Annotated in this window: 21 protein-coding genes, 1 tRNA gene and 1 pseudogene; 9 read left to right on the top strand and 14 right to left on the bottom strand. The window is 55.1% G+C overall.

The features are described from left to right. Positions 1-30: 30 nt before the first annotated feature. Positions 31-1,158 (bottom strand): LPS O-antigen length regulator Wzz(fepE), encoded by a 1,128-nt coding sequence (gene wzz(fepE) / locus BN3796_RS05165; protein ID WP_061707308.1) that lies wholly within the window; start codon positions 1,156-1,158, stop codon positions 31-33. 542 nt (positions 1,159-1,700) lie between these two features. On the opposite strand from wzz(fepE), the gene BN3796_RS05160 reads away from it, so the two are divergent. Genes BN3796_RS05160 through BN3796_RS05145 form a run of 4 tightly spaced genes read left to right on the top strand, consistent with a single transcriptional unit; the run spans position 1,701 to position 5,926 of the window. After that, positions 1,701-2,591 (top strand): carbohydrate ABC transporter permease, encoded by an 891-nt coding sequence (locus tag BN3796_RS05160; protein WP_061707307.1) that lies wholly within the window; start codon positions 1,701-1,703, stop codon positions 2,589-2,591. Continuing rightward, positions 2,584-3,486, top strand: coding sequence for a carbohydrate ABC transporter permease (locus BN3796_RS05155; protein ID WP_061707306.1), 903 nt, complete (start codon positions 2,584-2,586; stop codon positions 3,484-3,486). Before BN3796_RS05160 ends, BN3796_RS05155 begins: the two co-directional genes overlap by 8 nt. A 12-nt stretch (positions 3,487-3,498) precedes the next feature. Continuing rightward, positions 3,499-4,626, top strand: a complete 1,128-nt coding sequence (locus tag BN3796_RS05150) for an ABC transporter ATP-binding protein (RefSeq protein WP_061707305.1) — start codon at positions 3,499-3,501, stop codon at positions 4,624-4,626. 13 nt (positions 4,627-4,639) lie between these two features. Beyond that, complete coding sequence (locus tag BN3796_RS05145; protein WP_061707304.1) at positions 4,640-5,926, top strand: ABC transporter substrate-binding protein; 1,287 nt, start codon at positions 4,640-4,642, stop codon at positions 5,924-5,926. Positions 5,927-6,018: 92 nt separating this feature from the next. Here the strand turns inward: BN3796_RS05145 and araE are convergent, their stop codons facing one another. The 3 genes from araE to kduI all read right to left on the bottom strand — a co-directional run bounded on the left by araE (position 6,019) and on the right by kduI (position 9,394). Continuing rightward, positions 6,019-7,434 (bottom strand): arabinose-proton symporter AraE, encoded by a 1,416-nt coding sequence (gene araE / locus BN3796_RS05140; RefSeq protein WP_061707303.1) that lies wholly within the window; start codon positions 7,432-7,434, stop codon positions 6,019-6,021. 302 nt (positions 7,435-7,736) lie between these two features. Continuing rightward, the gene (gene kduD / locus BN3796_RS05135) at positions 7,737-8,498 is read right to left on the bottom strand and encodes a 2-dehydro-3-deoxy-D-gluconate 5-dehydrogenase KduD (RefSeq protein WP_061707302.1); all 762 of its coding nucleotides are present in this window, start codon (positions 8,496-8,498) and stop codon (positions 7,737-7,739) included. A gap of 59 nt (positions 8,499-8,557) precedes the next feature. Further along, positions 8,558-9,394: a 5-dehydro-4-deoxy-D-glucuronate isomerase gene (gene kduI / locus BN3796_RS05130; protein ID WP_061707554.1), complete on the bottom strand. Its 837-nt coding sequence runs from the start codon at positions 9,392-9,394 to the stop codon at positions 8,558-8,560. A 450-nt stretch (positions 9,395-9,844) separates the two neighbouring features. Here kduI and BN3796_RS05125 point away from each other — a divergent pair, with 450 nt between their 5' ends. Further along, positions 9,845-11,020: an oligogalacturonate lyase family protein gene (locus BN3796_RS05125; protein ID WP_061707301.1), complete on the top strand. Its 1,176-nt coding sequence runs from the start codon at positions 9,845-9,847 to the stop codon at positions 11,018-11,020. Positions 11,021-11,199: 179 nt separating this feature from the next. On the opposite strand, the gene BN3796_RS05120 is transcribed toward BN3796_RS05125, so the two are convergent. Both BN3796_RS05120 and BN3796_RS05110 read right to left on the bottom strand, forming a co-directional pair. Beyond that, positions 11,200-11,883, bottom strand: a complete 684-nt coding sequence (locus tag BN3796_RS05120; protein WP_061707300.1) for an oligogalacturonate-specific porin KdgM family protein — start codon at positions 11,881-11,883, stop codon at positions 11,200-11,202. A gap of 313 nt (positions 11,884-12,196) precedes the next feature. Continuing rightward, positions 12,197-13,375 (bottom strand): acetyl-CoA C-acetyltransferase, encoded by a 1,179-nt coding sequence (locus tag BN3796_RS05110; protein ID WP_061707299.1) that lies wholly within the window; start codon positions 13,373-13,375, stop codon positions 12,197-12,199. A 255-nt stretch (positions 13,376-13,630) separates the two neighbouring features. Here BN3796_RS05110 and BN3796_RS05105 point away from each other — a divergent pair, with 255 nt between their 5' ends. Continuing rightward, on the top strand, positions 13,631-14,860 hold the full coding sequence (locus BN3796_RS05105) for an amino acid permease (protein ID WP_061707298.1): 1,230 nt from the start codon (positions 13,631-13,633) through the stop codon (positions 14,858-14,860). A gap of 37 nt (positions 14,861-14,897) precedes the next feature. Here the strand turns inward: BN3796_RS05105 and BN3796_RS05100 are convergent, their stop codons facing one another. Together BN3796_RS05100 and BN3796_RS05095 are read right to left on the bottom strand one after the other, a co-directional pair. Further along, entirely contained in the window at positions 14,898-15,170 is a 273-nt protein-coding gene (locus BN3796_RS05100) for a GNAT family N-acetyltransferase (protein WP_061707297.1), read from the bottom strand. Positions 15,171-15,180: 10 nt separating this feature from the next. Beyond that, a complete protein-coding gene (locus tag BN3796_RS05095; protein WP_061707296.1) occupies positions 15,181-15,411 on the bottom strand; it encodes a (4Fe-4S)-binding protein in 231 nt (76 codons plus the stop codon). A gap of 136 nt (positions 15,412-15,547) precedes the next feature. Between BN3796_RS05095 and BN3796_RS05090 the strand changes: the two genes are divergently transcribed. The 3 genes from BN3796_RS05090 (at position 15,548) to BN3796_RS05080 (ending at position 21,140) form a co-directional block, all read left to right on the top strand. Next, positions 15,548-16,630 carry a LacI family DNA-binding transcriptional regulator gene (locus tag BN3796_RS05090; RefSeq protein WP_148381763.1) on the top strand — a complete coding sequence of 361 codons (1,083 nt, stop codon included), beginning with the start codon at positions 15,548-15,550 and terminating at the stop codon, positions 16,628-16,630. Between the two features lie 125 nt (positions 16,631-16,755). Further along, positions 16,756-19,839: a beta-galactosidase gene (locus BN3796_RS05085; protein ID WP_061707295.1), complete on the top strand. Its 3,084-nt coding sequence runs from the start codon at positions 16,756-16,758 to the stop codon at positions 19,837-19,839. 47 nt (positions 19,840-19,886) lie between these two features. Then, positions 19,887-21,140, top strand: coding sequence for an MFS transporter (locus BN3796_RS05080; RefSeq protein ID WP_061707294.1), 1,254 nt, complete (start codon positions 19,887-19,889; stop codon positions 21,138-21,140). Between the two features lie 34 nt (positions 21,141-21,174). Here BN3796_RS05080 and arsC read toward each other — a convergent pair whose 3' ends face one another. From arsC to actS, 6 genes and pseudogenes are all read right to left on the bottom strand, one after another. Beyond that, complete coding sequence (gene arsC, locus BN3796_RS05075; protein WP_061707293.1) at positions 21,175-21,597, bottom strand: glutaredoxin-dependent arsenate reductase; 423 nt, start codon at positions 21,595-21,597, stop codon at positions 21,175-21,177. Positions 21,598-21,639: 42 nt separating this feature from the next. After that, positions 21,640-22,050, bottom strand: a complete 411-nt coding sequence (locus BN3796_RS05070; RefSeq protein ID WP_061707292.1) for an ASCH domain-containing protein — start codon at positions 22,048-22,050, stop codon at positions 21,640-21,642. 15 nt (positions 22,051-22,065) lie between these two features. Further along, a pseudogene (locus BN3796_RS20670) lies at positions 22,066-22,221 on the bottom strand (LysE family translocator); the annotation flags it as partial. 175 nt (positions 22,222-22,396) lie between these two features. Beyond that, on the bottom strand, positions 22,397-23,017 hold the full coding sequence (locus BN3796_RS05065) for a hypothetical protein (protein WP_061707291.1): 621 nt from the start codon (positions 23,015-23,017) through the stop codon (positions 22,397-22,399). Between the two features lie 410 nt (positions 23,018-23,427). Then, positions 23,428-23,501, bottom strand: a tRNA-Gly gene (locus BN3796_RS05060). 80 nt (positions 23,502-23,581) lie between these two features. Beyond that, positions 23,582-24,307 carry an amidase activator ActS gene (gene actS / locus BN3796_RS05055; RefSeq protein WP_148381762.1) on the bottom strand — a complete coding sequence of 242 codons (726 nt, stop codon included), beginning with the start codon at positions 24,305-24,307 and terminating at the stop codon, positions 23,582-23,584. Positions 24,308-24,387: the final 80 nt, after the last annotated feature.

The raw sequence follows: 24,387 nt of genomic DNA, 5'->3' as shown, positions 1-24,387 counted from the left end.
CGTTAAGCCGCCTTTGTTGTCCTGCCTGATTTATTCCAGTACCGGTTCCGGCAGCGGCTGACGGGAGTCGATTGCCTCTCTCAGCAGCACGCCGCCGCAGGCCAGAATACCGCCCACCAGCGCCGCCAGAATGACGATCAGCGCTTTACCCGGGCCATCCTTTTTCACCGGCAGCGAAGGCGAAAGCTGATAGCTGAACGGCACAAACTTGACGTTGTTCACCGACAACTTCTCCAGCTGCGCCAGATGGTATTGACGGTTCTGGAAGTCGGCATTCAGCTCCGAGATATCCTTTAACGACTTCTCAATGCGCAGCTTCTCGGCGATACCGTCAGCCCCCAGCGCCACGGAGTAGTCCGGATCATCTTTTACCGCCTGGCCATTGCTGTAGACCGGCTTCTTAATGCCCGCCGCGTTAGCGACTTCCAGCGAGTAGTTGAGGCGCTGCATATTGGTGTTGTGGGCGTTGGTGAGCCGCACGCGATCCAGCTCCAGGCGCTCTTTCTCGATACGGGTCTTCAGCGCCAGCACGTTACGAATATTGAGCATCGTCTCTTTTTGCACAATGCTGGCGATATAGTCGATATAGCCGTTCAGCACCACCTGCGCATCTTCCGCCGTGGGGGCGGTAAAGCTCAGCGTCCAGGAGGTGTAGGGCATTTTGTCAGCATCTTTTGCCGCGGCGTTATCTTGCGCTTTCATTTTTTCAGCGATGTTGACGACGGCACGATGCAGCTCCAGCGGATCAACCTCCGCGTTCTCAAGCTGCGCCATCACGTAAGGGGAAGATTTCATGTACTCTTCAAGTAGCGACTGAGACTGGAACTTCTTGATAAACAGGTTAAAAGTGTCGCCACGGTCAACGCCCGCGCCGACATCCAGCACCTGCAGCGCCACCAGCATCTGCTGCAGATCGTTCCACTGCGTCTGCTCAGCGGGCGTGACCACCGCTTTACTGGTCCACTTTTGCGGCATCATCAGGGCAATCGCTAAACCCGCCACAGCGAAGGCGAAGACGATGGCGACAATGCGCTTTTTCGCGGCGAACAGGAGTTCCAGTAACCTGAGCAAGTCAATCTCTTTAGCGTGATGTACCGCAGGCGGGACGTAGTGGGCAAAATCCAGTTCCGTTTTTTTCTTGAAATCCATCGCTGACATACCAGTTCTTCTTATCACAGTTACGTGCTGTTCGTGGCGCGAGGCCTGAGTGAACGGGCATAATACAAGAAGTTAAGAATTATCTGAACGCAACTTATTACAAATTGTTGAGGCACTACAAACATTAGTAGTATTCCGCAAAGTTTATAAAACCCCCGTTACATCCGCTGCACTTTCCTTTCCTTCCCGCTGGCTTTTGGTGAAAAATCGATCGCCGAAGGTGAAAAATGCCGCCCACCTCACCATATTGAAACAGCGTTTCGACTCTGATCACATTTCCACCATTTAGCGAATGACGCGGTAACAAATAGCAATAAAATAAAATAAAACGATGTTTTAGTAATCAAGAACAGCAGTTCAGCTGTTTTAAAATGGTGCCGAACCAGCCCTGAATTGCTCATCAAACAGTTTATTTATCAACAGGTAAATGGAGAGGCCGTTACACCTGGCATACGACTTTGCCTGCAGGCGTTGTGACAACGCCTGCAGCGTGGCACCGCAAGCAGATTCCGTTTTAACCATTGATTACCAGGTAGGTATGTATGAATGAAAACAAACTGCTGGGGCTGGCCTGGATATCGCCTTATATCATCGGGCTGATACTCTTTACCGCCTTCCCCTTTGTCTCATCGTTCTTTCTCAGTTTTACTGATTACGATCTGATGAGCCCGCCGGTCTTTAACGGCATAGAGAACTACCGCTACATGTTTACCGAAGATACCCTCTTCTGGAAATCGATGGGCGTGACCTTTGCCTATGTCTTTTTAACCATCCCGCTCAAGCTCGCGTTTGCGCTGGGCATTGCGTTTGTCCTTAATTTTAAATTGCGCGGCATCGGCTTTTTCCGCACTGCCTATTATATCCCCTCCATTCTCGGCAGCTCCGTGGCGATCGCCGTTCTGTGGCGCGCGCTGTTTGCCATTGATGGTCTGCTCAACAGCTTTATCGGCGTCTTTGGCTTTGATCCGGTGAACTGGCTGGGCGAGCCGTCGCTGGCGCTGATGTCAGTTACGCTGCTGCGCGTCTGGCAGTTTGGCTCTGCGATGGTCATCTTCCTCGCCGCGCTGCAGAACGTCCCGCAGTCGCAATATGAAGCGGCGATGATCGACGGCGCCTCTAAATGGCAGATGTTTATGAAAGTAACCGTGCCGCTGATTACCCCGGTGATCTTCTTTAACTTCATTATGCAGACCACCCAGGCGTTCCAGGAATTTACCGGCCCATATGTGATAACCGGCGGTGGCCCCACCTACTCCACCTACCTCTTCTCGCTCTACATCTACGATACGGCATTCAAATATTTTGACATGGGATACGGCGCGGCGCTGGCGTGGATCCTCTTCCTGGTGGTGGCAGTCTTTGCGGCAATAGCCTTTAAGTCATCGAAATACTGGGTCTTTTACTCTGCCGATAAGGGAGGCAAAAATGGCTGATATTCAACAGCTCTCTACGGCGAGAAGCGTGGCGGAACATGAAGTCGCCCGCACGCTGCGCCGGGAAAAGATTAACGCGTCCATCCGTTACGTCATCCTGCTTATCGTGGGCCTGCTGATGCTCTATCCGCTGGTGTGGATGTTCTCGGCGTCGTTTAAGCCAAACCATGAGATCTTCACCACGCTCAGCCTGTGGCCCGCGCACGCCACCTGGGATGGCTTTATCAACGGCTGGAAAACCGGCACTGAATATACCTTCGGCCATTACATGCTGAACACCTTCAAGTATGTGATCCCGAAAGTCATTCTGACCATTATCTCCTCCACCATCGTGGCCTACGGCTTTGCCCGTTTCGAGATCCCGTGGAAGAAGTTCTGGTTCGCCACCCTTATCGCCACCATGCTGCTGCCGAGCACCGTCCTGCTGATCCCGCAGTACCTGATGTTCCGCGAAATGGGGATGCTGAACAGCTATATGCCGCTCTATCTGCCGCTGGCCTTCGCCACGCAGGGGTTCTTCGTCTTTATGCTGATTCAGTTTCTGCGCGGCGTCCCGCGCGACATGGAAGAGGCGGCGCAGATCGACGGCTGCAACTCTTTCCAGGTGCTGTGGTATGTGGTGGTGCCCATTCTGAAGCCGGCGATTATCTCTGTCGCCCTGTTCCAGTTCATGTGGTCGATGAACGACTTTATCGGGCCGCTGATCTATGTCTACAGCGTGGATAAATACCCGATCGCACTGGCGCTCAAAATGTCCATCGACGTCACCGAAGGGGCGCCGTGGAACGAAATTCTGGCAATGGCGAGCATCTCCATTCTGCCATCCATCATCGTCTTCTTCCTGGCACAGCGCTACTTCGTACAGGGCGTGACCAGCAGCGGAATTAAAGGTTAAGAGGGAAATACCATGGCTGAAGTCATTTTCAACAAACTGGAAAAGGTCTACTCCAACGGATTCAAAGCGGTACATGCTATCGATCTTTCCATCGCCGAAGGGGAGTTTATGGTGATTGTCGGGCCGTCGGGCTGCGCCAAATCCACCACCCTGCGCATGCTGGCCGGGCTGGAGACCATCAGCGGCGGCGAGGTACGTATCGGCAGCAAGGTCGTCAATAACCTTGCCCCCAAAGAGCGCGGCATCGCGATGGTGTTCCAGAACTATGCCCTCTACCCGCATATGACGGTGCGTGAAAATCTGGCCTTTGGCCTGAAGCTGAGCAAGCTGCCGAAGGAGCAGATTGATGCGCAGGTGAATGAGGCAGCGAAGATCCTTGAGCTGGAAGAGTTGCTCGATCGCCTGCCGCGCCAGCTCTCCGGCGGTCAGGCCCAGCGTGTGGCGGTTGGCCGCGCGATTGTGAAAAAACCGGACGTGTTCCTGTTTGATGAACCCCTGTCAAACCTCGACGCCAAGCTGCGTGCCTCCATGCGTATCCGCATCTCCGATCTGCACAAGCAGCTGAAGCAGTCGGGGAAACCGGCAACCACCGTCTACGTTACCCACGACCAGACGGAAGCGATGACCATGGGCGATCGCATCTGCGTGATGAAGCTGGGTCACATCATGCAGGTGGACACCCCGGACAACCTTTACCACAAGCCGAAAAATATGTTTGTCGCGGGCTTTATCGGCGCGCCGGAGATGAATATTCGCTCCAGCCAGCTCGTAGAGCTGGAGGGCGGCCAGGCGCTTACCATCGGCAGCGAAACCATGCCGCTCGGCCCCCGTTTACAGGAGAAGGTTGCAAGCCACCGCGGCCAGCAGATTTTCTACGGCATTCGCCCGGAGTTTGTCTCGCTGTCGGACACCCCCTTTGCAGAGGGCGGTTGCAGCGGTGAGATGGTCCGGGTCGAAAACATGGGCCATGAATTTTTTGTTTATCTAAAAGTCGCCGACTACGAGCTGACCGCCCGCATTCCTTCTGATGAAGCTAAGCCCTTGATTGAAAAGGGACTACATCGCAAGGTCTATTTCCGGTTCGATATGAATAAGTGTCATATTTTTGACGCGAAAACTGAGCAGAACATCTCTCTTTAATGGAGTCATAAAAATGAAAAAAGTGCTTTTAAGCGCAGCCATCTCCGCTACCCTCGGTCTGACCGCTTTGCCATCGATGGCGCAGGATGTGGATTTGCGGATGTCCTGGTGGGGCGGCAACGGACGTCATCAGGTCACCCTGAAGGCGCTGGAAGAGTTCCACAAGCAGAATCCGGATATTAACGTGAAGGCGGAATATACCGGCTGGGACGGCCATCTTTCGCGCCTGACCACCCAGATCGCGGGCGGTACCGAGCCCGACGTGATGCAGACCAACTGGAACTGGCTGCCGATCTTCTCGAAGAACGGCGAAGGCTTTTATGACCTGAACAAACTGAAGGATGTAATCGACTTAACGCAATTCGATCCGAAAGAGCTGCAAACCACCACCATCAACGGCAAGCTCAACGGTATTCCTGTCTCCGTGACCGCCCGCGTCTTTTACTATAACGATGAGACCTGGAAAAAGGCGGGCATCGCCTATCCGAAAAGCTGGGACGAACTGCTGGCGGCGGGGAAAACCTTCGAGAGCAAGCTCGGCAAGCAGTACTACCCGGTCATCCTGGAGCATCAGGACACCCTGGCGCTGCTGAACTCGTACATGGTTCAGAAATACAATATCCCGGCGGTGGATGAGAAAACGAAGAAGTTTTCTTACAGCAAGGAGCAGTGGGTCGAGTTTTTCCAGATGTACAAGAAGCTTATCGACAGCCACGTGATGCCGGACACCAAATATTATGCCTCCTTTGGCAAGAGCAACATGTATGAGATGAAGCCGTGGATCCAGGGCGAATGGGGCGGCACCTACATGTGGAACTCCACCATCACAAAATATTCCGATAACCTGAAGCCGCCGGCGAAGCTGGAGCTGGGCAGCTATCCGATGCTGGAAGGGGCAACCGACGCGGGCCTCTTCTTTAAACCGGCGCAGATGCTCTCCATTGGTAAATCGACTAAAAATCCGCAGGCGGCGGCGAAGCTGGTTAACTTCCTGCTGAACAGCAAAGAGGGGGTCGATACTCTGGGGCTGGAGCGCGGCGTGCCGCTGAGCAAGGCCGCGGTACAGTATCTGACGGAAGATGGCACCATTAAAGAGGACGATCCTTCCGTGGCGGGTCTGCGTCTGGCGCAGTCGCTGCCGGCGAAGCTCTCCGTCTCCCCTTACTTTGACGATCCGCAGATCGTGGCGCAGTTTGGCACCTCATTACAGTATATCGACTACGGCCAGAAAACCGTGGAAGAGACGGCGGCGGATTTCCAGCGCCAGGCGGAGCGTATTTTGCGACGTGCGATGCGGTAAAAACAAAGCCGGGTGGCGGCTTCGCCTTACCCGGCCTACAAGGTATCGTAGTTCACCCAGGCCGGGTAAGCGAAGGCCACCCGGCTTTAAAATCACACACCGATGTTGCGTAACTTCTCCCCCGCCATCAGCTTGCGTTCAATATGCTCCAGCGTCACCCCTTTGGTTTCCGGGATCAGCCAGAACGTCACGCCAATAAAGGCGACGTTAAGCGCCGTGTAGAGCCAGAAGGTGCCCGCCGCGCCAATGGCGTCCAGCAGCGTCAGGAAGGTAGCGCCGATAATCATGTTCGACACCCAGTTGGTGGTGGTGGAACAGGTGATACCAAAGTCACGGCATTTCAGCGGCTGAATTTCAGAGCAGAGGATCCAGACGACCGGCGCGGCGCTCATCGCATAACCCGCAATACACATCATCGTCATCCCTACCGACAGCCACGAGAGGCCGCTGGAGGCGGTGCCGTTATCAAACTGCATCAGGCAGTAGCCCAGAATCAGGGTGCCGAGCGCCATCACGCTAAAGCCAATTTTCAGCGCCGGTTTACGCCCCGCTTTATCCACGGTAAAGACCGCGATAAAGGTGGCGAACATAAAGGTCAGCCCCACCACCAGCGTGGCGATCATCTGCTGCTCGGTGGTGGTAAAGCCCGCCATTTTAAAGATGCGCGGCGCGTAATACATGATGATGTTCATCCCGGTAAACTGCTGCATCGCCTGCAGCAGCATGCCGAGAAAGACCGCACGGCGCACGTTGCGGTTGACTTTAAACAGCGACCAGCCGCCCTGCTTCAGCTTGAGGCTTTCGCGGATCTCGTTCAGTTCCTCCCGGGCTTTTTCCGAGGTATCGCGCAACATCCGCAGCACCTCCTCCGCCTCCACGTGACGCCCTTTTTGCGCCAGCCAGCGCGGGCTGTTCGGCAGGAAAATCACCAGCACAATCAGCAGCAGTGCGGGCAGCGCCAGCACGCCGAGCATGGCGCGCCAGTTACCGGTATAGCTGAACGCGGTATCGGATAAAAATGCCAGCACGATACCGAGCGTTACCATCAGCTGATACATGCTGATCATCTTGCCGCGCACGTTCTCACTCGCCATTTCAGAAAGATAGAGCGGTGCGGTATACGAGGCGATCCCCACCGCCACGCCCAGCAGTACGCGTGAAAGCAGCAATATCTCGACGTTACCGGCAAAGGCCGAGCCGATGGAGCCCGCCACAAACAGTACCGCTCCCACCATCAGGCTATATTTACGACCCAGACGGAACGACAGCCAGCCGTTAAACAGCGCGCCCAGCGCCGCGCCCAGCATCATGCTGCTCACCACCCACTCCTGCTGACGGCTGCTCAGGCTAAAGTGATCGGTAATAAACGGCAGCGCTCCGGCAATCACGCCGATATCAAGGCCAAAAAGCAGCCCGGCAACCGCCGCCGCCACAGAAACAAACATATTCATACGCCGGGTATCGCGAAGCGCACCTTGCGTCAGGGAAGAGGGATATATTGAACTCATCGTTATTTTACCCGAACAGCTATACGTGATTTGAAGGTACGAAATAGCGGGAAAAAGTGTCAGGCAGGATAACGTGAAGATATGGATTTTTAAGCTACAACAGGTGGATTTGTGATGGATATTCCACTTTCAAATTATGCTGAAAGCGATTTGTTAATTATTTAACCCTCATTTTTACTGGCCTGTAGCGCAGTGTGTAATAAAATTTTATTGTGGATATGGATTTTTTCTCTTTGGTTATATGGATAACTCTGTTCGAAGATATAAACCTCCGCCCGCAGGCAGAGGTTTATATCGAATAATCAACGGGCCAGCCAGCCGCCATCCACGGCGATGGTGTAGCCGTTAATGTAATCGGAAGCCGCAGAAGCCAGGAAAACCACCGGCCCCATCAGATCGCTCGGCAGACCCCAGCGGGCTGCCGGGATACGATCGAGGATCTCTGCGCTACGCTGTTCGTCGGCGCGCAGCTGCTGGGTGTTATTGGTCGCCATGTAACCCGGCGCGATGGCGTTGACGTTGATGTTGTGTTTCGCCCACTCGTTCGCCAGCAGACGGGTCACACCCATGACGCCGCTTTTTGATGCGGTGTAAGAAGGAACGCGGATGCCGCCCTGGAAGGAGAGCATGGAGGCGATATTGATGATCTTGCCGCCTTTACCCTGGGCGATGAAGTGCTTCGCCGCCGCCTGGGACATGAAAAAGACGCTCTTGATATTGAGGTTCATTACGTCATCCCAGTCCTGCTCGCTGAAGTTGATCGCATCTTCGCGACGGATCAGACCCGCGTTGTTAACCAGAATGTCGATATGACCGAACTCAGCCACCGCGCGATCCAGCAGACCGGGGATAGCGTCGATTTTGCGCAGGTCGGCGGTCAGGCTCAGAAAGCGACGGCCCAGCGCGGTAACGCGCTCAATCGTCTCGGTCGGCTCAACGATGTTGATACCCACGATATCGCAGCCCGCTTCCGCCAGCCCTAACGCCATACCCTGGCCCAGACCGGTGTCACAGCCGGAAACCACCGCCACTTTACCCTGCAGAGAAAATGCATCCAGAATCATGTTTAATCCTTACTCTCAGCGCCTGTTATCACAGGCAGAATTAACTTACCTGCCTGCGACTAGCGCAGATCCTTAACCGCTACGTGGTCCATATCATCAAAGACCTGGTTTTCGCCCACCATGCCCCAGATAAAGGTGTAGGCTTTGGTGCCTACGCCGGAGTGAATGGACCAGCTGGGAGAGATCACCGCCTGCTCGTTGTGCATCACGATATGGCGAGTCTCTTGCGGCTGCCCCATCATGTGGAACACGCAGGCGTCCTCGTCCATGTTGAAATAGAAGTACACTTCCATGCGGCGCTCATGGGTATGACACGGCATGGTGTTCCAGAGGTTGCCCGGCGCCAGCTCGGTCAGCCCCATGCTGAGCTGGCAGGTTTCCAGCACATCGGGAACAAAATATTTGTTGATGGTGCGGCGGTTGCTGGTGAGGTTATCGCCGAGCGTAACGGGCGAGACGTCCGCCAGGGTCACTTTCTTAGTCGGATAAGTGGTATGCGCCGGCGCGCAGTTGTAGTAGAACTTCGCCGGTGTGTTGCTATCCACGCTCGCAAACACCACCTCTTTCGCCCCTTTCCCAACATAGAGCGCGTCGCGGTGGCCGATCTCATAGCACTGGCCATCCACGGTGATAGTGCCTGGCCCGCCGATATTGATTACGCCCAGCTCGCGGCGTTCCAGAAAATAGCTGACGCCGAGCTGTTTACCCACTTCACCACCGACGGAAACGGTCTGTGCGACGGGCATAATGCCGCCCACGATAATGCGGTCGATATGGCTGTAGACCATCGTATATTGGTCAGCAACGAAGACCTTCTCAACTAAAAATTCGTTGCGCAGCCCCTGGGTATCCAGCGTTTTTGCGTGCGCGCTGTGGATGCTTTGTCTTACGTCCACATCTACCTCCAGATTCATTGTACTGAGGACAGTAACGAAACGGCGTTCCGTTTTCTTGATGCGCTTATACTATCCGTTGCAAAATTTCTTTTCAATCGCATTTAAAACGATGTTTCATTTTTTCTGAAGATTAATGGCAGATTTGCTGAGTCGATCACGCTTGCCCGGCGTTACGTGAGAAATAAAAAAGGAATAAGGCAAAAGTATAGCCATTAAAAACCAATATAAACAACAAGTTAACTAAACTTAGAATTTAGACGTTGGGGGTGAATTTTTCTGTCAAAATTCAAAGTTATCATCACGGCCCTCAACTAATCGCTCAAAATGCGCTCTCAGTCACACATAATAAAACAGTGTTTTGATAATTTAACACCGTAATTTTAACTCACCTTCACCCAGACCTGACCGCGGGGAGTGCCCGGCTGTCGATAGTCGAAAAAGGAGCGAATCATGGCTAAAGGTATGCGGGTCAAGCTGCACTATGAAGTCAGCCGCGACGCGGATACGGGCGTAGAAGTGACCCGTCTGACCCCGCCGGAAGTAACCTGTCATCGTAACTATTTCTACCAGAAATGTTTCTTCAACGACGGCAGCCATCTGCTGTTCGCCGGGGCGTTCGACGGCCACTGGAACTACTACCTGTTGGATCTGAAGAAGGCGGAGGCGATACAGCTGACGGAGGGAGCCGGGGATAATACCTTTGGCGGTTTCCTCTCCCCGGACGATAAATCGCTCTACTACGTTAAGAACGACCGCACGCTGCGGGAGGTGGATCTGACGACGCTGGCCGAGCGCGAAGTCTATCGCGTGGCGGATGAGTGGGTCGGCTACGGTACCTGGGTGGCGAACAGCGACTGCACGAAGCTGGTCGGCATTGAGATTGCAAAAAGCGACTGGACGCCGCTGAACGACTGGCAAATTTTCCACGACTTCTTTCACAAGGGGCCGCGCTGTCGCCTGCTGCGGGTGGATCTGAAAACGGGTGAAAGCGCCACGATCCTTGAAGAGAAAAAGTGGCTCGGCCATCCAATCTACCGTCCCTTCGACGACAATACGGTCGCCTTCTGCCATGAAGGCCCGCACGATCTGGTGGATGCCCGCATGTGGCTGGTGAATGAAGATGGCAGCAACGTGCGCAAGGTAAAAGATCATGCGGAGGGAGAAAGCTGCACCCATGAGTTTTGGGTGCCGGACGGTTCCGCGTTGATCTATGTCTCTTACCTGAAGGGCCAGCAGGGGCGTTCGATCTCCCGCTATAACCCTGAGAGCGGCATCAATGAGGTGGTGATGCCCATGCCTGCCTGCTCGCACCTGATGAGCAACGTTAACGGAACGCTGCTGGTGGGTGATGGCTCCGGTACGCCGGTGGATGTGAAGGATACCGGCGGCTATACCATTAATAACGATCCTTATCTCTATGGTTTTGACGTGGCAAAAAGAGGCTGGTTTCGCATCGCGCGTCACGACACTTCCTGGGCCACGGTGGAGCAGAGCCGCCAGGTCACCCATCCGCATCCCTCCTTTACCCCGGACGAGAAAGCGGTCCTTTTCAGTTCCGATAAAGATGGCAAACCGGCCCTCTATATCGCGAAACTCCCCGAGCAACCCGAACTGTTGCGCGCATGATTTGAGTTTGTGTTTCTGTAACTGGCTTTGCCCTTCCTGAGGAAGGGCTTTTTTTGGTTCATCACATTTTGCCGGGTGGCGCTAACGCTTACCCGGCTACGGACTGGAGGGATTGAGGGGAGATGCAGGCCGGGAAACGTTAGCGCTACCCGGCGGGTTTTAGCGAAGAAGCTGGATTATCAGAAGGAATACGCCACGCCTAAACGGAAACGGGTCTGGCGTTCATCGCTCTCTTTCACCCCCACGTTGCCCACTTCAATATAGGGCGCCCAGTTCTTATCCCATTTGTAGGCCAGCTTGGCGTTATATTCTGTTGAGTAATCTTTATTATTATTACGCACCATCCCTTCTGAACTTTTCGCGTAAACATAATTCAGCTCGGTACGCCAGTCGCCCATTACCCAGCCAACCCATGCGTCGCCGCGATTAACTTTATCATCGTCTTTATTATCACTGGAGGGGTAACGGGTATATTCATAACGATAACGCGCCGCCACATAGAAGCCATTGTCAAAACTGTACTGCAAATGGATATTAGGTTTATAGATGGTTCGGCTGTCCGTACTTTCAATCGTAAAGGCGGGCGTTAGCGCGATATTTTCTGTCGCCTTCCAGCGCCAGCTAATCTGATCTTCATGACCGTTACCTACCACGTCCGCAAAGGGCTGGTCGGCCTTATCGCCACCCGATTTCCATTTAGCTTCGACGGAAAAACCTACCCCATTTTCAAAACGATGAGAGACAGCGACGCGATCGGCGTTACTGCCGCTGTCGATATATTCGTGGCGAAGATCCACGGTGACGGCCTGAGCCGCAAAGGATGCACACACAGCAGAAGCGAGGACCAGAGATTTCTTAAACATGCAAAAACCCTCAAATAAAATAGTGTTTCGTTTTTATGAAATTGAATTTTATTTTTTAAACAACGTTATTTTAGTGATCATGATCGTAATTATTTGTTTCATTTTTTTTGGCAAAGCGTAGCGTGACGTGTATCAACAAAGGGCGCTGTTTAAGGGGGAATTAACGGGGAGAGATCACATCCGAAATAGCTTGATATGAAAATAGATCGATTTAGCAATAATTAGCTTGTTGAGAATTTACCTGGAAGAAAATATAGCGAGCAGAAATGATAAAGCCTCCCGAAGGAGGCTTATGAAGAGCAGAAGAGAAGAATTAGCGCTCTATCGCCAGCGCGACCCCCTGCCCGCCGCCGATGCAGAGCGTCGCCAGCCCTTTGCGGGCGTTGCGTTTGGTCATCTCGTGCACCAGCGATACCAGAATGCGACAGCCGGAGGCGCCTATAGGATGGCCGAGCGCGATGGCGCCGCCGTTCACGTTCACCTTCCGCGGGTCCCACTCCAGCATTTTACCCACCGAGATCGCCTGGGCGGCAAAGGCTTCGTTCACTTCGATCAGATCGACCTCCTCCAGCGTCCAGCCGGTACGTTCCAGGCAGCGGCGCGTGGCGTAGACCGGCGCAATCCCCATCAGCGCCGGGTCGACGCCCACGCTTGCGAAGGCGCGAATACGCGCCAGCACCGGCAGGTTCAGCTCTTCCGCCTTGCTTTCGCTCATCATCATCACGGCGGCGGCGCCGTCGTTAATGGAGGAGGCATTACCCGCCGTGACCGATCCGGTGCTCTCAAACGCAGGATGCAGGCTCGCCAGCCCTTCGGCGCTGGTGTCAGTGCGCGGCTGTTCGTCGGTATCGACAATCAGCGGATCGCCGTTATACCGCACGGTGGCAATCGGCACGATCTCGTCGCGAAAGCGTCCCGCGTCAATCGCCGCGCGGGCTTTCTGCTGTGAGCTGAGGGCGTAGGCATCCTGTAGCTCGCGGCTGATACCATATTCGCGGGCCAGGTTCTCGGCGGTGACGCCCATATGGTAGTCGTTGAAGGCATCCCAGAGGCCGTCATGCACCAGACTGTCAATCAGCTGACTGTTGCCCAGCGGAGCGCCGGTGCGGCTGTCGGTGAGCACGTGGGGCGCGCGGCTCATGTTCTCCTGACCACCGGCGATCACCACATCCGCTTCCCCGCACTGGATCGCCTGGGTTGCCAGATGCAGCGCCTTGAGACCAGAGCCGCAGACGTCATTAATGGTGATCGCCGAAACGGTGTTCGGCAGTCCCCCCTTGAGTGCCGCCTGGCGTGCCGGGTTTTGCCCCGCGCCTGCGGTCAGCACCTGTCCCAGGATCACCTCGTCAATTTCATGAGCCGGTACGCCGCTGCGTTCCACCAGCGCTTTGACCACGACGCTGCCCAGCTCAACCGCAGAGTGGCGCGATAACGCCCCCTGAAAACAGCCGATAGCCGTACGCAATGCACCCACTATAACGACATCTTTCATCTCAACCTCTGCGCAAAATGACAGCGCAGATAGTAGAGCATTGTTATCAAAAATTATCGCAATTGTTTAAAAAAAGTGAGTTTAATCACAAAGGATGATCGTTCCCGTCACTCCTGCACGTTGCCGCCTCTCTCCCGCCCTGCCCGGCACCACGGGCCTCCTGCAATATGATGACAAAGCAAACAACCCCCTCTCGTCACAATTATGGTAAATTGCGCTTCTTTTTGTTCGTTTTATAGTTGATACGTGCCTCTCATGTCGAAAATTTGGTCAAAAGAAGAGACTCTCTGGAGTTTCGCCCTCTATGGCACCGCGGTAGGCGCAGGAACGCTGTTTCTGCCCATCCAGCTCGGCTCTGCCGGTGCCCTCGTTTTACTGATCACCGCCCTCGTCGCCTGGCCGCTCACCTACTGGCCGCATAAGGCGCTGGCGCAATTTATCCTCTCTTCCAGCGCCAGAGGCAGCGAAGGGATCACCCACGCGGTTACCCATTATTACGGTAAGAAGATCGGCAACCTGATTACCGCGCTCTATTTTGTCGCGTTCTTTGTGGTGGTGCTGATTTATGCCGTGGCGATCACCAACTCGCTCACGGAGCAGCTGGCGAAGCGGATGGCGGTCGGGCTGCCGGAACGGGTGCTGGTCAGCCTGGGCGTGGTGCTGGTGCTGAATCTGATCTTTCTGATGGGCCGTCAGATCACCATCCGGGTGATGGGAATGCTGGTCTTTCCCCTGATTGGCTATTTCCTCTTTCTCTCCTTCTACCTGATGGGAAGCTGGCAGCCCGCGCTGCTCACCAGCCAGATGAGCGTGGATACCCACTCGTTGCACCAGCTTTGGCTCTCCATTCCGGTGATGGTTTTTGCATTTAGCCATACGCCCATTATCTCAACGTTTGCCGTTGATCGCCGTGAGAAATATGGCGAGGCGGCGATGGGGAAATGCAAAAAAATCATGAAGGTGGCCTACCTGATCATCTGCCTGAGCGTGCTGTTCTTTGTCTTTAGCTGCCTGCTGGCGATTCCGCCTGGCTATATTCAGACGGCAAAAGCACAAGGGGTGACAATCCTCTCGGCGCTCTCCATGATGCCCTCCTCCCCGGCCTGGCTGAGCGTTTCGGGCATTATCGTGGCGGTGGTGGCGATGTCGAAATCGTTTCTCGGCACCTACTTCGGCGTAATCGAAGGGGCGACAGAGATGGTAAGGGCCTCGCTGAATCAGGCGGGTATTAAGAAGAGCCGGGCGTTTAACCGGGCGCTGTCACTGATGCTGGTATCGTTGATTACTTTTGTGGTCTGCTGCGTCAACCCGAACGCCATCTCCATGATTTACGCCATCAGCGGGCCGCTTATCGCCATGATCCTCTTTATCATGCCGACCCTCTCCACCTGGCTTATCCCGGCCCTGAAGCCTTACCGCTCGGTGGGCAACCTGCTGACTTTTATCGTCGGCGTGCTGTGCGTCTCGGTGATGTTTATCGGCTAACCCTCGCGGCGCCTGAACTCAGGCGCCGCCCTGAACGCTACGCGCGGATATCGTCATACTCGCGCGTTTTATCAAACTCGTGTTTGGCAAACGGGCAGAGCGGGATCACCTTGCGGTTCTCCGCGCGCATCTTCTCCACCACCTTCGCCACAAGCTCCTTACCGACCCCTTGTCCCTTCAGGCTGGGATCAACGTCCGTATGTTCAATAATGCTCAGGTGCTCGCCGGTAGGCACAAAGACGATCTCGGCGACCTGGTTGCCCTCTGCGTCGTTCACGTAAAACTTGTTATGGCCTTCAAGAATGTTCATGGTTTCTCGCTTATTTGGGACGGTACTTGAGCGCACCGCTCGGACAGGTATCAATGATGGTTTTCACCGTCTGCACGTCCACTTCATCCGGCGCGATCCACGGCTTACGCTTGAGATTAAACAGCCTGGCGCTACCACGTACGCAGTTGCCCGCGTGCTGGCAGATATGGGTATTAAAATAAACGTCGATTTTTTCACCGCTGTAGAGCCGGTATCCTGCCTCCAGGAGATCGTTATCCATGACATTGCCTCGGTTGTTATTATTATGTGAAGAATAGCCTTAGCCACTCAGCGGATGCAAAAGAAAGCGTCAGCGCAGCCAGGCGAAAAAGATTGTCTCTTGTGGCATCATAGCGCGACGCTCGTTGAATCAGGGGATGAAAGTGAAACAGGTAACGCTCTATGATGTGGCCGACTATGCAGGCGTCTCGTACCAGACGGTCTCCCGCGTGGTCAATCAGGCCAGCCATGTTTCCGTCAAAACCCGCGAAAAAGTCGAAGCCGCGATGGCGGCGCTGAATTACATTCCTAACCGTGTCGCCCAGCAGCTGGCGGGTAAACAAACGCCGCTTATCGGCGTCGCCACTGCCAACCTGGCGCTGCATGCCCCCTCGCAGATTGTGGCCGCCATCAAGTCCCGCGCCGACCAGTCCGGCGCCAGCGTGGTGATCGCCATGGTGGAGCGCAGCGGCGCGCAGGCGTGTAAAGAGGCGGTCTATAACCTGCTTTCCCAGCGGGTAAGCGGACTGATTATTAACTATCCCCTTGATGAAGAAGATGCCCTCGCCGTGGCCGCCGCCTGCGGCGCCACCCCCGTCCTGTTTCTCGACGTCTCTGACAATACGCCGGTTAACAGCATTATCTTTTCGCATGACGAGGGGGCGCGGCTCGGGGTGGAGCATCTAATCGGGCAGGGTCACCAGCGCATCGCGTTACTGGCGGGGCCGAAAGCGTCGGTCTCCGCGCGCCTGCGCCTGGCGGGATGGCATAAACACCTGGCGCGCCACCAGCTTAAGGCGGTGGCGGAATATGAGGGTGACTGGAGCGCCATGTCCGGCTTTTTGCAGACCCAGCGGATGCTGAACGACGGCGCGCTGCCGGGGGCGATGCTGGTGGCAAACGATCAGATGGCGCTGGGGGCGATGCGTGCGATTAGCGAGTCCGGCCTGCGGGTGGGGGGGGATATCTCGGTTATTGGTTACGACGATACCGACGACAGCGCCTGCTATATTCCCCCTCTCACCACCATCCGGCAGAATTTCCCGCTGCTTGGCCAGACCAGCGTGGACCGTCTGCTGCACCTCGCGCGTGGCGACGCTGCCACCGGTAATCAACTCCTGCCGGTTACGCTGGTGGAACGCAAAACCGTTCTTCCCCCGCAGACACAGTCGGCTTCTCCCGAGGCGCTGGCGGAGTCGCTTATGCAGCTTGCACGTCAGGTGGCACGCTTACCCCGTTAAACTTAACTGGCCCGTTATTGTGAGCCAGCTCACCCCTTACCCCCTTCGCGCTTTACAGCGCGCGCGATCTTTTCTTATGTTGATTAAAATTGTGAGCGAATAACAATTATCAACAGGACTGAACCATGACACAGACCATCACCTCTCTCGCCGCCATACTGGCGCGACGCGACTGGGAAAACCCCGGCGTGACTCAGCTTAACCGTCTGCAGGCACACCCGCCTTTCGCCAGCTGGCGTAACGCAACGGATGCGCGCCTTAACCGGCCATCCAGCCGACTGCGCAGCCTTAATGGCGAATGGAAATTTTGCTGGTTCGCCTCCCCGGAAGCGGTGCCGGAGAGCTGGCTGGTCAACGATCTGGAAAACGCGGACACCATCCGGGTGCCCTCTAACTGGCAGATGGACGGCTACGATGCGCCGGTTTACACCAACATTACCTACCCCATTCCGGCCAACCCTCCTTTTGTTCCCGCAGAAAACGCCACGGGTTGTTACTCGCTCACATTCAGCATTGACGAGGCCGAACTACGCGACGAAGAGACGCGAATTATTTTTGACGGCGTCAACTCCGCTTTCCATCTCTGGTGCAACGGCCGCTGGGTGGGCTACGGCCAGGACAGCCGTCTCCCCTCAGAGTTTGACCTCAGCGATTTCCTGGTCAGCGGCGAGAACCGCCTTGCGGTGATGGTGCTGCGCTGGAGCGACGGCACTTACCTGGAAGATCAGGATATGTGGCGGATGAGCGGCATCTTCCGCGACGTCTCCCTGCTGAACAAGCCCAGGAGACAGATAAGCGACCTGCGCGTTTCGACCCGTTTCAACGATGACTTCAGCCGGGCGGTACTGCTTGCTGAAATCAGAATGAAAGGTGAGGTGTGTGACGACCTGCGCGTCACCCTTCAGCTGTGGGACGGCGAAACGCAGGTCGGGGAAGCGACCGCCGCCTTCGGCAGCGAGATCGTTGACGAGCGCGGCGCGTACCATGACCGCGTCACCCTGCGCCTTAATGTGAATAACCCTTCCCTCTGGAGCGCCGAAACGCCGCATCTCTACCGCACGGTGGTCCTGCTGCACACCGCCGACGGCACGCTCATTGAAGCGGAAGCCTGCGACACTGGGTTCCGTGAGGTGCGTATTGAAAACGGCCTGCTGCTGCTTAACGGCAAGCCGCTGCTTATTCGCGGCACCAACCGCCATGAGCACCATCCGCAAAACGGCCAGGTCATGGATGAAGCGACCATGGTGCAGGACATTCTGCTGATGAAGCAGAACAACTTTAACGCCGTGCGTTGCTCCCACTATCCCAACCATCCGCTCTGGTACACCCTGTGCGACCGCTACGGTCTCTACGTGGTGGATGAAGCCAATATTGAAACCCACGGCATGGTGCCGATGAATCGCCTGACCGACGATCCCGACTGGCTGCCCGCCATGAGCCAGCGCGTGACGCGCATGGTGCAGCGCGACCGCAACCATCCGAGCATTATTATCTGGTCGCTGGGCAATGAGTCCGGCCACGGCGTTAACCACGACGCCCTCTACCGCTGGCTGAAGTCTGAAGATCCGTCACGCCCGGTGCAGTATGAGGGCGGCGGCGCGGATACCGCCGCCACGGATATCATCTGCCCGATGTATGCCCGCGTCGATCAGGACCAGCCCTTCCCGGCGGTGCCGAAATGGTCGATCAAAAAGTGGCTGTCGTTGCCGGGAGAGCAGCGCCCGTTGATCCTTTGCGAATATGCCCACGCGATGGGCAACAGCCTTGGCGGCTTTGCGAAATACTGGCAGGCGTTTCGTCAGTATCCCCGTCTGCAGGGTGGCTTTATCTGGGACTGGGTCGATCAGTCGCTCATTAAATATGATGATGAAGGCAAGCCGTGGTCAGCCTACGGCGGCGACTTTGGCGACACGCCAAACGATCGTCAGTTCTGCATGAATGGCGTGGTGTTTGCCGATCGCACGCCGCACCCGGCGCTTTACGAAGCCAAACACGCGCAGCAGTTCTTCCAGTTCAGGCTGCTGCCCGGCGCGGAACGTAAAATCGAGGTGACCAGCGAGTATCTTTTCCGCCATAGCGACAACGAGATCCTGCGCTGGACGATTGCCCTGGACGGTAAGCCCGTCGCGACGGGAGATGCCGTACTGGATATCGCACCGCAGGGAGTTCAGGTCATTACCCTTCCCGACGTGGCTGCCCCCGACGCAGCGGGCCAGCTCTGGCTGACGGTCCGCGTGGAACAGCCGCGGGCTACCGACTGGGCGCCCGCCGGGCATATCAGCGCCTGGCAGCAGTGGCCGCTCGAGGAAAAACTCCGCGTGGCGCTTCCCCCGCGCGCCGACAGCGCGCCGCAGCTTGAGGCAGAGAACGATAATTACCGGGTTAGCGTGAACAACCGGCGCTGGCAGTTCTGCCGTCAGCGGGGTCTGCTGACGCAGTACTGGATTGATGACAAGGCGCAGCTTCTCTCCCCGCTCACCGACCAGTTCATTCGCGCGCCGCTGGATAACGATATCGGCATCAGCGAAGCGACCCGTATCGATCCCAACGCCTGGGTGGAGCGCTGGAAAGCGGCGGGACATTATCGCGCCGAAGCGGCGCTGCTACGCTGCGACGCTTATCCGGCGGGCGACGCGGTGGAGATAGCGACCGTTCATGCCTGGCAGTATCAGGGCGAGACGCTCTTTATCAGCCATAAAAGCTACCGTATCGACGGCCATGGCGAGATGACGATAACCGTTGATGTTAGTGTCGCCAGCGGCACCCCGCATCCGGCGCGCATAGGTCTGACCTGCCAGCTTACGCAGGTGGAGGAGCGGGTTAACTGGCTGGGGCTCGGCCCCCATGAAAACTACCCCGACCGCTTCTCGGCCGCCTGTTTTGACCGCTGGGATCTGTCGCTTGATGAAATGTACACCCCGTACGTTTTCCCGAGCGAGAACGGGCTGCGCTGCAACACGCGCGAGCTGAACTATGGCGCGCACTGCTGGCGCGGCGATTTCCAGTTCAATATCAGCCGTTACAGCCAGGCTCAGCTGATGGAGACCAGCCACCGGCATCTGCTGCAAGCGGAAGCAGGTACCTGGCTCAACCTGGACGGTTTTCATATGGGCGTGGGCGGGGATGACTCCTGGAGCCCGTCGGTCTCTCCTGAATATCAGCTCAGCGCGGGACGTTATCACTACCAGATTATCTGGAGCCAGAAATAATCCAGACCGGGCAGGCTCCCCTGCCCGGACTTTGCTAAGGATGCCGTATGAACTATTTAAAAAATAGTAACTTTTGGATATTTGGGTTTTTCTTCTTCTTTTACTTTTTCATCATGGGAGCCTATTTCCCCTTTTTCCCCATCTGGCTTCACGATATTAACCACATCAGTAAAAGCGATACCGGTATTATCTTCGCCTCTATTTCGTTTTTCTCGCTCTTATTTCAGCCCATCTTTGGCCTGCTCTCCGACAAGCTCGGTCTGCGTAAACATCTGCTGTGGATCATTACCGGCATGCTGGTGATGTTTGCCCCGTTCTTTATCTACGTCTTTGGCCCACTATTACAGTTTAATATTCTGCTTGGCTCCATCGTCGGCGGTATTTACCTGGGCTTTATCTATAACGCGGGCGCCCCGTCAATTGAGGCCTATATTGAGAAAGTGAGTCGCCGCAGCCATTTCGAATTTGGCCGCGCGCGCATGTTTGGCTGCGTTGGCTGGGCCTTATGCGCCTCCATCGCGGGCATCATGTTTACCATCAACAATGAGTTTGTCTTCTGGCTCGGCTCCGGCTGCGCGGTGATCCTCGCCCTGCTGCTCTTTTTCTCGCGAACGGATGCCTCCCCCTCGGCGGAAGTGGCCGATGCCGTGGGCGCGAACCACTCAGCGTTTAATCTCCGGCTGGCGCTGGAGCTGTTTAAACAGCCAAAGCTGTGGTTCCTCTCTCTCTACGTGATCGGCGTTTCCTGTACCTATGAAGTGTTTGACCAGCAGTTCGCCAACTTCTTCACCTCTTTCTTCGCCACCGGTGAACAAGGGACCCGCGTTTTCGGCTATGTCACCACGATGGGCGAGCTGCTGAACGCCTGCATTATGTTTTTTGCTCCGTTGATTGTTAACCGTATTGGCGGGAAAAACGCGCTGCTGCTGGCGGGAACAATTATGTCGGTGCGTATTATCGGATCGTCGTTCGCCACCACTGCGCTGGAAGTGGTTGTCCTCAAAACGCTGCACATGTTTGAAGTGCCATTCCTGCTCGTCGGCTGCTTTAAATATATTACCAGCCAGTTTGAGGTGCGCTTTTCCGCCACGATTTACCTGGTCTGCTTCTGCTTCTTTAAGCAGCTGGCGATGATCTTTATGTCAGTGCTGGCCGGGAATATGTATGAAAGTATTGGCTTCCACGGGGCCTATCTGGTGCTGGGATTAATTGCGCTCGGCTTTACGGTCATTTCCCTCTTTACCCTCAGCGGGCAGGGACCGTTAACGCTGTTACGTCGTCAGGTGAACGAGGCGGTTTAGTCGTGATAATGTGCCGGATAAATCCGGCACAGTTTTACAGGCGTTTACCTGCGGCATCGACCACCTGCTCGCCATCTTCCTTCATAAAGGCGCCTTTCTGCCCATCCGGCAGAATATCCAGCACGAGCTCTGACGGGCGGCACAGACGGGTCCCCAGCGGGGTGACCACAATCGGACGGTTAATCAGGATCGGATGCCGGAGCATGGCGTCGATTAACTGCTCGTCAGTCAGGGTCTCATCCGCCAGCTTCAGCGTCTCATAGGGCTCGACGTTTGTCCGCAGTAACGCCCGTACGGCGATCCCCATCTGTGCGATGAGTTGTACCAGCTCATCCCGCGAAGGCGGGGTTTCGAGATAGTGAATAATGGTGGGTTCATTCCCGCTGTTGCGGATCATCTCCAGCGTATTGCGCGACGTGCCGCAGGCCGGGTTGTGATAAATGGTAATATTGCTCATCTTAAACTCTCATCATGATGTGAAAGAGAGGCTACCCCGCTTTCAGACTTTCTCAACCACGTAAAACTCTTCAAAAATAAGTTCCATCTCGTTCGAGAAAGTGCCCTCCTGCCTGAAAAAGCGTTCGTGCTCGGCGCGCCAGTAGCAAAGGCTCAAGTCACCCTCGCCCTCTTTTCTGGCCAGCTCCTCCGTCACCTCTGAAAAACGCACCAGCTGTAGCCGCGTCGTACGTATTACGCATACGGGCTCGCCGGCGCCGTTTTCAACGATCCGGTAGCCGCCCATGAGGGGGTATTCGTTATCTTCGACACAGCCCGCAAGCGATCCGCACGAGCCCGTTTTTTGTCCCGATGCGATAAGCGAGGCAAGCTGGTCTGCTAATTCAGGTGAATCGCCAAAGGCACAACAAACGGCCGTCGGGTAGCGGTTAATCAGGTCAGATTTTATTGTCATTACAGGAACCAGAGGTCATTGAAAGAGTTTCACACTAGCATTAACAGGCGCGGGCCTGGTAGCGCGATCCATCCATCTCACGACGGCTGGCTTTTTTAGCACGCCTGCGGCGTAGCGTGTAATCACAATGAGCGTCAGCGACCAGAGCGTGCCAATCACTACGTGATAAGTGCCGTATCAAGGCCAGGGGTTAAGGTCAGAAGCGTTGCAGCGAGAGTCCAGGCAAGAAGCGAATCAGCGACAGGCATGGTATGGCTCCGAAAGCGATGAGCCTACCGACTCGTTTACATTTTTGCAACAAAAACGGGAGCGAAAAGAAGATTAAAAGGGGCGATGCCCCTTATCCTTACAGCATAGCGGAGGCGGATGGAGACGCCGTTCTGCACTGGTAAAAGTAATAACCGATACTCGAGGTCAGACAAAGCGTATAGCCAAAGGACTCCGCTCCCTCTTCCACCATATTTTTAACGATGCGCATATACTGGTCGCCAAGCACTGAATCCCACAGCGAGTGCATCCCGAATAATCGTGAAAATACCAGCACACAAAGCAGGCCGGATATCATCATCCCGTAATAAGGCGTTTGCGGATAAACCGATAATTGCGATACGGTTTTACGATAACGCGAAGCGGCGAAAGCAATAGCGGCTATTGAAACCATCAGCGCAAACCACACCCAGCTACCGTGTGCAATGATGTCAAACAGCGCATCCAGTTCACGAATAAGCATCGCAAGGAAAAAAGCGCCGATCAGGAGATTACACTCCCGCATGCGTTCAGACGCTTTCACCAGTCTGAAATGGAGAAAAACGATGGTGGCCAGAATAATTTCCTGAAGGATTTCAGTAACTGACACTTCACGAAGTTTGTCCTGAAGCACATGCACATCGAGCCACAACCCCAACAACACCACGCCTGCAAAAACGGTCGCCAGCAAAAAATAGAAGATAGTACGTAGTAAAGCCATAAAATTCCCATAGTTTGTTTCGCGCGCAATTATACATGGCCCGTCGTTTTTTCTTTTACCGGGATGTGTGCTTAAGATTCGGGAATAGCACAGGAAAAATTCTGCTGTTATTTAATATGGCGCGATGACGAGCAGGTGCAACCAATATTCAATCCATGACGCTGTAAAAAACGCCGTAATACTCCAATAAATAAGGGGCAGATATTTTCTCAGAAACTATATGAGAATAAATAGTTATGGGGGGTAACCTTAATGACAGATTTAAAAATAATAGTTTTTGCAGTTTATAATTTCTCTGCCGTTCAGCGCCTTCATTGCGGGTGCGCCATCTCTGTCTCAGAAAAGAGGGATAACGATAAGCTGCGGCTGGCCTTCGAACGGTGCGCGAGTTTGACAACAAGGGAAGCGACTGGAGCGGGCGAAGGGAATCGAACCCTCGTATAGAGCTTGGGAAGCTCTCGTTCTACCATTGAACTACGCCCGCGTTGAGGTGCGTAGAGCATTATAGCCCTTACGCCTCTCCATACAAGTGCCTGAACGGTTAACCGGCGATAAAATAACCACTTAGCACTTCGGTTTGCTGCCTTTCGGCGGCAAATAGCGCTGCGGATCGATAGCGGTCGCGCGATAGCGGATCTGGAAGTGCAGTTTTACCGTGTCCGTTCCGGTACTGCCCATCGTCGCAATTTGCTGCCCCGCCTTCACGTTTTGCCCGTTATTCACCATCATCGTGTCGTTATGAGCATAGGCGGTGATGTAATCCTCGCCATGCTTAATCATGATCAGGTTGCCATAGCCGCGCAGCTGATTGCCCACGTAAACCACTTTACCCGCGCCGGAAGCATAAACCGGCGTCCCGCGTGGCGCGGCGATATCGATTCCCTTATTCCCCCCTTCAGCGGTGGAGTAAGGCACAACGACCGTGCCGCTGGCAGGCCAGATCCAGCAGCGCTGGCCTACAGGCGGCCATGACGACTGCGGCACCGCATAAGATGGCGTTACTTTAGAGTTTTTACTTCTGGACGAGGATTTTTTCGCCGTTGACTTGCTGCCGTTCACCCTGAGCTTCTGCCCCACCTCAATGGTGTAAGGAGGAGAGATATTATTCAGACGCGCCAGATCCTTCACGCTGGTTCCCGTAATGCGCGAAATACGATAGAGGGTATCGCCGCGCTTAACGGTATAAACCGCACCGGAACTGCTTCCCGCGTCGGAGGATTTGCTTCCCGAGCAGCCTGCCACCAGCAGCGCAAACGTGAGGCAGATTACGGCGGGAATAGATTGTCTCATCGGGCTTCCTGCAAACAAAACGGCTCCTCGGTCAGCGTGAATGGCCTCTTATCATAGCAGCCTCATTCTGGTTGCCCAAG

Source organism: Pseudenterobacter timonensis (genome assembly GCF_900021175.1).
Taxonomy (GTDB): Bacteria; Pseudomonadota; Gammaproteobacteria; order Enterobacterales; family Enterobacteriaceae; genus Enterobacter; species Enterobacter timonensis.
The sequence above is the reverse complement of the archived record's forward strand: the minus strand, read 5'-3'. Positions and strand labels throughout refer to the sequence as shown.